This window comes from Saccharibacillus sp. CPCC 101409 (assembly GCF_030518235.1).
GTDB lineage: Bacteria > Bacillota > Bacilli > Paenibacillales > Paenibacillaceae > Saccharibacillus.
Genome location: NZ_JAULSA010000006.1, coordinates 162,434 through 173,695 on the forward strand (window position 1 = coordinate 162,434; position 11,262 = coordinate 173,695).

The window sequence follows — 11,262 nt, forward strand, 5'->3', positions numbered from 1 at the left end:
TCAAGCGAAAGGAGCGGGTGCCGTTGCTGAGCGTACCGCCGTCCTCTTTTATACTGACTCCTTATGTCGCCAAGATCGTCTGCGAACCGGGCTGGAAATGGCAAAAACGCGAGCAGCCGCTGCAAAATTTCGATCTGTTCTACGTGTGGAGCGGCGAAGGCGAGCTGCTGCTAAACGACGAACCGCACAAGATCGGCAAAGGAAGCTGCTTCCTGTTCCGGCCGGGCGACCACACGAGCGCTACGCACAATCCGCAGAAACCGCTCGTGCTGACGTATATCCATTTCAATGTCGAAGCCGAAGCGTACGAGATTCCCCAGGCGTACCGCGTGCTGCGCGAAACGGTGGATTTCGAGTACCTGCTGTCGCGCTACGTGCGCGTTTTTCTGAACGAAACGTACGGAATGGAGGAAGAAGCGCGCCTGCTGCTCAAGCAGATGATGATCCACCTGCTGCGCGGCGACCGGGAAAAGCCGTCTGTCCGCCGCGGCAGCAATCATCTGTACGAAGTGGTGCACGAAGCGGCCAACTACGTCCGCCAGCATCCGAGCCTGGCGCACCGCGTCGAGGATCTGTCCGCGCGAGCCGGCTTGTCGCCGAGATATTTTTCCGCGAAATTCAAAGAACTGCTCGGCACGTCGGTGCAGTCGTACATCATCAAAATGCGGATCGAACGCGCGCAGCATCTGCTCGGTCACGCGGGCATGAACGTAACGGAAGTGGCGGAAGCGCTGGGCTACCGGGATATATTCTTTTTCAGCCGGCAGTTCAAGCAGTATACGGGGAAAAGCCCGTCCGAGATCCGCTGAGCGGCGCGTCCGCACCGCAAGAAAGCCGGAGCCGCGGGCCCGCCCCGGACGAATTTTCTTCGGTAAGCCGATAACTAAAATTTTGGGTTTTCGTCGTTCCCGCTGTTTTGAAGCTGACGCCGAAGGGTAATAACTCGTTAGCTTTCATCTGCCGGGTTCAAAGCGCGGGGATGGGGAAGGAGGAGTCAGTATGCTGATCAGACGTCGGGTACGCAGCGGGGCGGGACGCACCGGTGGCAATGCTATTTTCCGCAATCGTTTGCGCCGGGTCAAAGCCGCCGAACAGAGCGAGCTGTGGTTCTAACGAATCTCTACGGATGCCTATAATGATAGCGAATATATATGCGTAACAGTGACATCGTTTATACGCGCCTCGCGCCGCTTTGCTTGTTCCGATCGAGCGTCGGACCAACAAGACGGGGCGCGGAAGAAGCGTACATAAGTTTGAAACGGAGAGCGGCTTTTCGGCAGAAGTGATGATGCCGGGAAGCCGCTTTCGGCCGTGGACGCGGCCGGGAGCCGGAAAGAGAGGGGAGCCGGATGAAGCGAATCGAGGAGGAAACGGCGGCGACGGCAAAGCGCGGCGCGGGCATTCCCGAACAGGTGGCGATCGTGACGGGAACGACGAGCGGTTTCGGGCTGCATATTTGCATCGAATTGGCCCGTTCGGGCGTGATCGTGATCGCCGGAATGCGCCGCCCCGAAGCGGGCGGCGAACTGAAGAAAGCGGCGCTTGGCGCGGATCGGGGAAGTCCGGCGGAGAGCGACAGCGCCGCGGATAAGGCGGATCGGGATTTTGCGCCGGCAGCCGATCTGGAGCCGCTGGGCGAAGGCCCGGTGTCGAGGCTGATCCGTCCGATCCGGCTGGACGTATGCGACGAGAACCGCGTGCGGGAAGCGGTGGAGCTTGTGGCCGCGGAGTACGGACGGATCGATATTCTGGTCAACAACGCAGGGATGGCGATGGGCGGATTTATCGAAGAGATTCCGCAGAGCGGCTGGCGCGAGCAGTTCGAGGTCAACGTGTTCGGCCTGATCGCCATGACGAGCGCGGTGATTCCGCATATGCGCGAAGCGCGCCGCGGCTGCATCGTGCAGATGAGCAGCGTCAGCGGAGCGATCGGGCTGCCCGGCTACGGGCCCTACGTGTCGTCCAAATTCGCGGTCGAAGGCTTCAGCGAAACGCTCGCGCTCGAACTGGCGCCTTACGGCGTCCGCACCTATGTGCTGGAGCCCGCTTCGTACCGGACGCCCATCTGGGACAAAGGCTTCGCCGGTATTCACCGCGCGGAGAACTCGCCGAACGCCGCCGCGCTGGATCGCATGCTGGACATGTCGCGCGCCAGCGCGGAAAGCGGCGGCGATCCGCGCGACGTGGCGAAGCTGGCGGCGGATCTGGCGCTGGGCCGCCGGGGACGCGGGCGCTTCCGCTACGTCGTCCCGCGCGGAGCGGCGCTGCTCGCGGCGCTCAAGAAGCGCCTGCCGTTCCGCCTGGTGCAGGCGGTTATGCTGCGGATCCTGCGGCGGGGCATGAAGCCGCCGCGTTGACCGCGCCGGCCGCGTCGAAGCATGGCAAAAGCGGGCGGCAGGAATTCTGCGGCCCGGCGCGCGTTCGCCCGGCCGCGCGCAGCCGCATGGGAAATTTACATATTGCGCCTGCGCGCAAAACTGTGTATGGTAAAAGGCAACTGCATAACGATACGGGGGTCCGGGAGAGCCGGACTGAGATTGAAGCCGAACTTTGCCGCTTCTGACCGTTAATCTGATCTGGGTCATGCCAGCGTAGAGAATTCGTATCCGTCCGTGAATCGGCGGCTTTCTGCGCATTTTTATGCCGGAAAGCCGCTTTTTTGTTTGTACGGCGCCGAAAGACCGGGAGAACCCTGCGTCGTTAGCGCAGAATCGGACCCGCTTTAGCCGACCGCTGTTCCATGGCGTCCGGCCGCGGCGGGTTACGCCAATCGAAGACGGGAGAATGAAGAAAATGAGTACGCAAATTTCGGGCGCGGGCGCGCGCCGCAAAGGATTGACGCTGACGGATGTGCTGGTGACGGTCGTGGTGTCGCTGGTGCTGGGCGTCGTGTATCACGTATGGAGTTCGGTTTACAGTCTGGTGTCGGTGCTGTTCGTGCAGTCCGACGAGCTGGTGTACGGCATGTGGTTCGCCGCTTCCACGCTGGCGTTCCTGCTGATCCGCAAGCCGGGCGTGGCGCTGATCGCCGAGATCGCCGCCGCGCATCTGGAGATCGCGTTCGGCAGCGCCTACGGAATTCAGCTGCTGCTGTACAGCGTCGTTCAAGGGCTGGGGGCGGAGCTGGTGTTCGCGGCGTTCCGCTATCGCAAATCAAGCGCCTTCGTCGCCGGACTGGCCGGAATCGGCGCGGCGGCGGGCTCGCTGCTGATCGATATTTATTACGGCTACGTCGAGGATTACGCGACCTGGCTGCTGATTGCCAAATACGCCATGCGCGCGGTCAGCTCGTTCGTGATCGCGGGCTATCTGATGTATGCTCTTGCGAAGCTGCTGGAGCGCGCGGGCGTGACCCAGTCGCTGCGGCCGGTGGACCGCAAAGAATACGACGCGCTGAACGATTGAATACAACGCGGACCCGCCTAGGGCGTGTCTTCAAACCTCGATGGAAGCAGGTTTGAAGACACGCGCTAATGACGAGCGGAAAAAGCAAAGCGGGAAAGGGGAGGACCGGAGATGAAAAAAGCGGCGATGGATATAGCGATAGAAATAGAGCCGGGGCTTGAAACGAAGCGCGGGAAAGAAGCCGGCCGCGAAGCGAAGACCAAAGCCGGAGAGCCGCATGGCGCGGCTCCGGATGCAGACGCGCAAACGCAAAGCGGGTATCCGGACGGAACGACTCCCGCCGGAACGATCGATCGCGAAGCGGAAGGGGAAGCGCGGCGTCAACCTCCGGAAGCGGCCGCTTCCGAAGAGTACGCCGCGGAGGTCCGGGCGCTGCGGCTGAAGTTCCCTGGTACGCAGCAGCTGCTGTTTCGCGATCTGTCGCTGGAGATTCGCCGCGGGGAGAAAGTGCTGCTGCTCGGGCCGAGCGGCTGCGGCAAGTCGACGCTGCTCCAGGTGCTCGGCGGCGTGATCCCGCGCGTGACCGAAGTGCCGCTCAAAGCCGAACGCCTGACGGTTCCCGATTCGGCGGGCCTCGTGTTCCAGGACCCGGACACGCAGTTCTGCATGTCTTACGTGGACGAAGAGCTGGCTTTCGTGCTGGAGAACCTCGCGGTGCCGCGCGGGGAGATGGATGCGCGGATCGAAGCCGCGCTGCGCGAAGTCGGACTGGACCTGCCCGATCGCCATATGCCGATCGGCGATCTGTCGCAGGGGATGAAGCAGCGGCTGGCGCTGGCTTCCGTTTTGCTGCTGGAGCCGGATGCGCTCCTGCTCGACGAGCCGTCCGCGCTGCTCGACCCCGAAGGGCGGCGGACGATCTGGGAAGCCGTGCGCCGGGTATCGGCGCGGCGCACGGTCATTATCGTGGAGCACCGGATCGAGGAGGTGCTGCACTGGGTGGACCGGATCGTGCTGCTTCGGTCCGACGGTTCGATCCTGGCCGACGGCGCGCCGGCCGGGCTGTTTGGCCGCTATCGCGCGGAGCTGCGCGAATACGGCGTCTGGTATCCCGGGGCGTGGGACGACGCCTACGGCGGCGCGGAAGCCGGCGCGGCCGACCTGGCGGCCGAGAACGCGCGCCGCGGGGCTCCGGCGGACGGCGAAGCCGAAAGCCCGGCCGGCACGCAGCGGCCGGGCGGGGAAGCGAACGCGCCGCGAATGGCGGCGCGTCCCGCGGGAAGAGCCGCGCCCGGCGGCGGAGAAGCGCGCGGCGAAGCTCCCGCGGCGGGCGCTCCGCTGCTGCGGCTGCGGGACTTTCGCGTGCGGCGCGGCGGGCGCACGGTGTGCGCGGCCGAAGCCGCTGAGGTTCTGCCGGGCGACCTGATCGCGCTGGTCGGCCCCAACGGAGCGGGCAAAAGCTCGCTGCTGCTCGGGCTTATGGGCTTGCTTGCGCACGAAGGCGTATGCGAATTCGGCGGAATCGCGCCGGCCGGCAGGCGCGCGGCGCGGGAGACGGCGGCGAAGCACGCCGCCTTTGTATTCCAGAATCCCGAGTTCCAGTTCGTGACGAACCGGGCGCTGGATGAAGTGGCGTTCACGCTGCGCAGCGAAGCGGAACGCGCGCTGCGCGCCGGGCGCCGTCCGCTGCTCGGCCGCCGGCCGAAGCCGGACGCCGCGGCCGAGAGCGGGATGCTGCGGCGCTCGCGCGGCGAGCTGGCGCGCTTCGGACTTGCCGGCTTCGAAGACCGGCATCCGTATCTGCTGTCGCTCGGCCAGAAGCGGCGGCTCAGCGTCGCTTCGGCCGTCGTCTCGGACAAGCCGCTGCTGCTGCTCGACGAGCCGACGTTCGGGCAGGACGCCCGAAACGCCTTTGCCATCCTCGATCTGTGCGAGCGTCTGCGGGCGTCCGGGCACGCCGTCCTGATGGTCACGCACGAGCTGGAGATCGCGGACCGGCTCGCTACGCAGATCTGGCGGATCGAAGGCGGTCGGCTGGTGTCGGCCGAGCATACCGGGCGCTCCCGAAGCGGCGGCGCTTTTGTATCGCTTGTTTCGAAGGAGGGAACGGAATGAAACGCTTCTTCGAACCGTCTTATACGACCTGGCTGCACCGGGCGAATCCCGCGCTGAAGCTGATCTTGTTCGTCGCGCTGTTTGTAATGACGATGTTCGTGCATCATATCGACGCGTCGTTCTACCTGGCCTGCGCTTTCCTGCTGCTGCTGTTTGTGTGTTCGGGCTATCCGCTCTGGAAAACGGCGCTGCTGACGGCGGGCTTTGCGCTCGTCTTCGTCTCGGCGTCGCTGACCATGATCCTGTTCGGCAAAGGCGCAGAGATCTGGTGGTCGTTCGGTCCGATTCATATTTCCAAAGAAAGCTTCTACCGAGGCCTGCATCTGGGCTTTCGTTCGATCGCGTTCGGCTGCCAGGGGCTGCTGTTCGTGCTGACCAGCTCGTCGACCGGGCTGTTCTACGCCCTGATGCAGCGCTTGAAGCTGAGTCCCAAATACGCTTACAGCTTTATGGCCTCGATCCGGCTGCTGCCGATGGTCGGCGAAGAACTGCGCATCCGGCGCGAAGCGCTCGCGGTGCGCGGAGCCGGCGGATCTTCCGGCCTCGGCGGCCTGCTGCGCCTGCCCGAGCGCTACGCGCTGCCTCTGCTTGCGCAGAGTATCCGCCGCGCGCAGCGCACCGCCGCCGCGATGGAGGTCAAGCGCTTCGACGCCGGCCGCCGGCGGACGTATTACTACCCTTCGCCCGTCACCGCAAACGACGCCGCGGCGCTTCTGCTGCTGGCCGCCGCCGTCGCGGCGGCGTTCCTGCTGGCGCGGAACCTGCCGGTATTCGGATTGGGCGATATGCGAATGGACCCATGAATTTCGCCGCTTTCCCGAGCAGCCCGGACCGTTTCACGGCTCCGGGCTGCTTTTTGTTTGTTTCGAAGTCGCGGCAATGGCCGTTTATCCGCTGGGATCGGTCCAAATTGATGCGGATAAACAGCGGAGTCAATCAACGTTCCCGGCGCCAAAAGTGCGAAAATCGAAGAAGTGGGGTAAGCTTGAGACACCGAAGGTCTGGCCTTCTTCACGGCAGAGGCCGGCGGAAAAGGATGGAAAGGGTGTGCGCGATGATCGGCGAGGACGGATTGTTGGAAACAAGGACGGCGGAGCGGCTGAGCGTGGAGGTCTACGAAAGCCGGCAAGCGATGGGGGAAGCCGCGGCGGCGCGGGCGGGAAGCGCCGTGCGGGAACTGCTGGAGGAACCGGGCCGGCGGGTCAGAATGGTATTCGCCGCCGCTCCTTCGCAGAACGAACTGTACGAAGGACTGATCCGGGAAACAGGAATCGACTGGTCCCGGGTCGAAGCGTTTCATATGGACGAGTATCTCGGGCTGGACGCGGAAGCGCCGCAGAATTTCGGGAATTACCTGACCGGACGGCTGTTCGGCGCGGTAAAGCCGGGACGGGTCGAACTGCTGGACGGAACCGCCGATGCGGATCGGGAATGCGCGAGATATTCGGAGCTGCTGGGCGAAGCTCCGATCGATATCGTATGTCTGGGAATCGGCGAGAACGGCCATATCGCGTTCAACGACCCGCCCGTAGCGGACTTCGACGATCCCGTGACGGTCAAAGTCGTGCAGCTCGACGAAGCCTGCCGGCGCCAGCAGGTGAACGACGGCTGCTTCTCCGCGTTGGAAGAAGTGCCGACACAAGCGCTGACGCTGACGGTGCCGGCTTTGATGGCGGGCGCGCAGCTGTTCGGCATCGTGCCGGGCGCATCCAAACGGGAGGCGCTTGGAGCGGCGCTCGAAGCTCCGATCGGCACGGGCTGTCCGGCGACGATTCTGCGCACCCATCCGAATATCGTGCTGTTTGCGGACAAGGAGGCGTTCGGACGATGACGGCCGCGCAGGAAGAACGGGGCGGTCATCGGCGAAGCGTCATTGTGGGCAGGCACTACGGAAGCGGCCGCCGGATCGAAATAACCCTGGACGGCGGTACGATCGCGGCCGTAACCGAACTTTCGGACGAAGCGGAGCCGGAAAAAGCGGACGGCGATCTCTGGCTTGCGCCGGGACTGGTCGATCTCCAGGTGAACGGCGGCATGGGCATCGACTTCAATACGCTGCCGCTGCATCCCGGCAGGGTATCGGAGCTGTCGCGGCGGCTTCTGGCGGGCGGAGTCACCAGCTTCTGCCCGACCCTGATCACCAACAGCTTCGAGGCGATCGCGGAAGCGGCCGCGGCGATTGCGGCCGCCGCGCGGCTCGATCCGGCCGGCGCTATTGCGGGCATCCATCTGGAAGGGCCGTTTCTGTCGCCGGAAGACGGGCCGCGCGGCGCGCATCCGGCGGAGCATATCCGGCCGCCGGATTGGGACGAATTCCGCCGCTGGCAGGATGCGGCGGAAGGGAGGATCGCGATCGTGACGATCTCGCCGGAATGGCCGGAAGCGCCCGGCTTTATCGCCCGGTGCGGCGAAGCGGGCGTGATCGCCTCGATCGGCCATACCGCGGCTTCGCCGGAGCAGATTCGCGAAGCCGTCGCCGCCGGCGCCCGCATGTCGACGCATCTGGGCAACGGCGCGCATCTGAGCCTGCCGAGGCATCCCAATTATTTGCTGGAACAGCTGGCGGCCGACGAGCTTTACGGCTGCATGATCGCCGACGGGTTCCATCTGCCGCCCGCGCTGCTCAAGATTATTCTGCGCATGAAAAAAGAGCGGGCGATCCTGGTCAGCGACGCGGTTTCGCTCAGCGGAATGACGCCGGGCCGCTATAAGCTCCATATCGGCGGGGAAGTCGTACTGACGGAGGAAGGCCGTTTGCACCTGGCGGGCAATCCGGGACTGCTTGCCGGCTCCGCCATGCAGCTGGCCGACCAGGTGTCTTATCTGCTGGAGACCGGTCTCGCCGGCCTGGAAGAAGCGTGGAACTGCGCTTCGCTGCATCCGGCCGCGCTGCTGAATCTGCCGCAGGCGGCGGGCCTGGCCGCCGGAGCGCCGGCGGATCTCGTCGGCTTCCGCCGCGAAGGCGCCCGGTTGAAGCTGGAGGGTTCCTGGAAGAACGGAATCGAACTGCCGCCGCATGCGGAACGTCAAGAACGTCAAGACGGGTAGTTTGTCTTCCTTGACCGGCGAGTTTTCGTCCGGCTGAACCCGTGAATCTATGAATCCGTGAATCCATTGGAGACTTTACGCACGAGTCGGATGCGAAGTCTCCGGCGGACGAACGACGTATCTATTCAACACAAACGATTAGGAGGAGAATTATGAATCAGTTACTGCCGCAGCCGCAGCGTTTGCGCAGGAAGACGGGAAAGCCTTTTCGAATCGGTAAGGACAGCGTATTGGAACTGGTCACGGAACGCCAGGAACCGAGACTTGAACGGCACTGCCGCCGGGCGTTTCCCGAAGCCCAATTGTCCTGCATCGTCGGCGGCAGCGGATATTCGCTGTGTATCGGCGCATCCGGCAGCGAGGACGGGAGCGAATCGCAAGCGCCGCGGCAAGAGGCGGCTGCATCCAGCCGGGAACAGGGCTACCGGCTGGAGGCGGCCGAGGAGCGGATACATATCGTCGCGCCGGATGCGGCCGGCTTGTACTACGGGCTGCAAACGCTGCTGCAGCTGCCGGATTCGCAGGGGAATATCGATCCGGTCGTCATCGAAGACTGGCCGGATACCCGCCTGCGCGCGATGAACTACGATCTTCGCCAGAATTTTTCCAAGCCGGAGCTGCTGATTCGCTACCTGGCCGATTTCGCCCGCTATAAGATCAATGCGCTGCTGATCGAATACGAGGACAAGTTCCCGTTTCGCAAGTATCCGGAGCTGACGCATCCCCTGCACGCGCTGAGCGAGGAGCAGCTGCAAGAACTCCAGAGTCGGGCGCACGAGCATTTTATCGAGATTATTCCGCTGCAGCAGAGCTTCGGGCATCTGGAATACGCGCTTCGGCGCGACCGGTGGCGGCATCTGCGCGAGACGGAAGCTTCGATCGGCGAGATTTGTCCGTCGCGGCCGGAATCGTACGAGCTGGTCACGGACCTGCTGGAAGAAATGATGGAAGCGCATCCGGATTCGCCGTATATCCATCTGGGCTGCGACGAAGTATACAGCCTGTGCGAATGCGAAGAGTGCCGGGAAGCGTTCGGCGGTATCCGGGAACGCGCGTTTATCGCTTTTCTGAACCGGCTGATCGAATTCGCGGCGACCCGCGGCAAAACGCCGATCTTCTGGCACGATATGCTGGACAAATGTCCGCCCGGGGAACTGGCAGCGCTGGACCCGCGGAGCGTGGCGATGATCTGGATCTACAACGGAAGGGAGATCGAGTCGCAGGTCGCGGCGATGGCGGACAAGTTCCGGGCGCTGGGCATCGGGGTGATGGGCGCGCCGGCCGTCCGGAGTTTCGAAGGGGTGGAACATCAGAACTATCCGCTGCTCGCGAACCGAACGGATAATTTGCTCCAATGGAACCGGGCGGCGGAAACGCTGGACATCGGCTGCATGGTGGCGACGAACTGGACGGCGACGTTCAGCCTCGGTTATCCGTACGGCATTTTCGAAACGACCTGGTATCCCATGCTGCTCCACGCCGAGCTGTCCTGGAACCGCAAAGTCGATACCGGCACGTATATCGCCCGTTTTCTGGAACGGTTCCACGGCATTCCCGCGGACAGGGCGCGCGTGCTTCAAGGAAACCTCAGGCTTGAGGACTACTACGAACTGGCCCGGAAACTGCCGGACGAAGCGCGCGTCAACCCGGACGTCGCCGAGCTGATTGCGGTCATGCACGATTACGAAGCCGCCACGGACCGCTCGCGCGCCGCCCATAAATATGCGTATCGGCTGGAGCTGTATCCGGGCGACGAAGCCGAGCGGCATAACCTGCTGGACATTTACCGGCGCAACCGCCGGGGCCGGGAAGAAGTCCGGCCCCGCATGACGGAAGCGCTGGAGCGGTATCAGCCGGCCGATATGGCCGCGCATTACGTAAGCTCCCGTTTCTATCTGCACGACTACCTGGAGCGTACGCTGTACCGGGAGCTGGGGCTGAATACGGAACTTTGAGACGGAAGAAGAAAGGGGTGGCGGCGGGGTTCAAAACGGACGGGTTCGCGGCGGTCGGCGCCGGGACCCGTCTTTTTTGATGTACGTTTGATGTACGAAGGAAATAGGAATTCGCCCGCTTCCGCAAAATCCCGGCGTCCGGTTTATTCGAACAGCGGCACCCGCGGGTCTTTGCGCAGCGCGTGCACCAGCATGGCGTGAAGCTGGCCGCGATGGTGGTACAGATGCGCCAGCGTTTCCAGCAGCCAGCCGAAGCGCGTGTAGGACGTTCCCCAGTACGAGACGGAAGGCGCGTTCCACTCCTCTTCGGTCAACCGCTCCGCCGCCTGCTTCGAGGCCGCGTAGTGATGCCGCAGCGCGCGCTCGATATCGGGCAGGGCAAGCTCGGGCTGCGCCGCGCTGTAGAACTGTTCCATTTCCGCCTGCGAAGCGCCCGATCCGATCCGGAAGTCCGCTTCGCACAGCATGGAGATATGCGCCAGCAGCTCGCCTACGGACATTTTTCCTTCAGTTGGCCTTGCTGTTAGATCGTCTTCGTTCAGCGAACGAAGGATGCCGATCAGCGATTCGATGGCGACGTCCAGCTGTACATATACGTTTTGGCAGTATGGGGGCATGATTGGTTTCTCCTTTCGGCCGGGAATTTTCGTTGGTCTGCAAAAGCTCACTCTCTCATTTTAGAACATACGTTTCCGTTTTGGCAAGTTTATGCAGTACGATAATTTTGCATTTTTATTCAATCCTTTATTCGGAAAGCGGGTTTTCAGCATTACTTACATGAATTTTGTTTTTTTTACAT

General features: G+C 63.2%; 9 protein-coding genes and 1 riboswitch. Of the genes, 8 read left to right on the top strand and 1 reads right to left on the bottom strand.

What is annotated here, in order from left to right; genetic code table 11:
- Positions 1-23: 23 nt before the first annotated feature.
- The 8 genes from QWJ34_RS15075 (at position 24) to QWJ34_RS15110 (ending at position 10,463) form a co-directional block, all read left to right on the top strand.
- Positions 24-809: an AraC family transcriptional regulator gene (locus tag QWJ34_RS15075; RefSeq protein WP_302729028.1), complete on the top strand. Its 786-nt coding sequence runs from the start codon at positions 24-26 to the stop codon at positions 807-809.
- Between the two features lie 540 nt (positions 810-1,349).
- A complete protein-coding gene (locus QWJ34_RS15080; protein ID WP_302729029.1) occupies positions 1,350-2,357 on the top strand; it encodes an SDR family NAD(P)-dependent oxidoreductase in 1,008 nt (335 codons plus the stop codon).
- Between the two features lie 142 nt (positions 2,358-2,499).
- A riboswitch (TPP riboswitch) is annotated at positions 2,500-2,616 on the top strand.
- Positions 2,617-2,793: 177 nt separating this feature from the next.
- On the top strand, positions 2,794-3,405 hold the full coding sequence (locus QWJ34_RS15085) for an ECF transporter S component (protein WP_302729030.1): 612 nt from the start codon (positions 2,794-2,796) through the stop codon (positions 3,403-3,405).
- A gap of 111 nt (positions 3,406-3,516) precedes the next feature.
- Positions 3,517-5,460 carry an ABC transporter ATP-binding protein gene (locus tag QWJ34_RS15090; protein WP_302729032.1) on the top strand — a complete coding sequence of 648 codons (1,944 nt, stop codon included), beginning with the start codon at positions 3,517-3,519 and terminating at the stop codon, positions 5,458-5,460.
- A complete protein-coding gene (locus tag QWJ34_RS15095) occupies positions 5,457-6,263 on the top strand; it encodes an energy-coupling factor transporter transmembrane component T family protein (RefSeq protein ID WP_302729034.1) in 807 nt (268 codons plus the stop codon). Before QWJ34_RS15090 ends, QWJ34_RS15095 begins: the two co-directional genes overlap by 4 nt.
- Before the next feature lie 233 nt (positions 6,264-6,496).
- A complete protein-coding gene (locus tag QWJ34_RS15100; RefSeq protein WP_302729036.1) occupies positions 6,497-7,291 on the top strand; it encodes a glucosamine-6-phosphate deaminase in 795 nt (264 codons plus the stop codon).
- Positions 7,288-8,508, top strand: coding sequence for an N-acetylglucosamine-6-phosphate deacetylase (locus QWJ34_RS15105; protein WP_302729038.1), 1,221 nt, complete (start codon positions 7,288-7,290; stop codon positions 8,506-8,508). Before QWJ34_RS15100 ends, QWJ34_RS15105 begins: the two co-directional genes overlap by 4 nt.
- 152 nt (positions 8,509-8,660) lie before the next feature.
- Positions 8,661-10,463 (top strand): family 20 glycosylhydrolase, encoded by a 1,803-nt coding sequence (locus QWJ34_RS15110; protein ID WP_302729039.1) that lies wholly within the window; start codon positions 8,661-8,663, stop codon positions 10,461-10,463.
- A gap of 143 nt (positions 10,464-10,606) precedes the next feature.
- Here the strand turns inward: QWJ34_RS15110 and QWJ34_RS15115 are convergent, their stop codons facing one another.
- A complete protein-coding gene (locus QWJ34_RS15115) occupies positions 10,607-11,080 on the bottom strand; it encodes a DinB family protein (protein ID WP_302729040.1) in 474 nt (157 codons plus the stop codon).
- Positions 11,081-11,262 lie beyond the last annotated feature (182 nt).

Coding starts and splice junctions, on each gene's coding strand:
- QWJ34_RS15080 (WP_302729029.1), top strand. CDS start 1,350: ATGAAGCGAATCGAGGAGGAAACGGCGGCGACGGCAAAGCGCGGCGCG.
- QWJ34_RS15100 (WP_302729036.1), top strand. CDS start 6,497: ATGGAAAGGGTGTGCGCGATGATCGGCGAGGACGGATTGTTGGAAACA.
- QWJ34_RS15115 (WP_302729040.1), bottom strand. CDS start 11,080: ATGCCCCCATACTGCCAAAACGTATATGTACAGCTGGACGTCGCCATC.
- QWJ34_RS15105 (WP_302729038.1), top strand. CDS start 7,288: ATGACGGCCGCGCAGGAAGAACGGGGCGGTCATCGGCGAAGCGTCATT.
- QWJ34_RS15095 (WP_302729034.1), top strand. CDS start 5,457: ATGAAACGCTTCTTCGAACCGTCTTATACGACCTGGCTGCACCGGGCG.
- QWJ34_RS15085 (WP_302729030.1), top strand. CDS start 2,794: ATGAGTACGCAAATTTCGGGCGCGGGCGCGCGCCGCAAAGGATTGACG.
- QWJ34_RS15110 (WP_302729039.1), top strand. CDS start 8,661: ATGAATCAGTTACTGCCGCAGCCGCAGCGTTTGCGCAGGAAGACGGGA.
- QWJ34_RS15090 (WP_302729032.1), top strand. CDS start 3,517: ATGAAAAAAGCGGCGATGGATATAGCGATAGAAATAGAGCCGGGGCTT.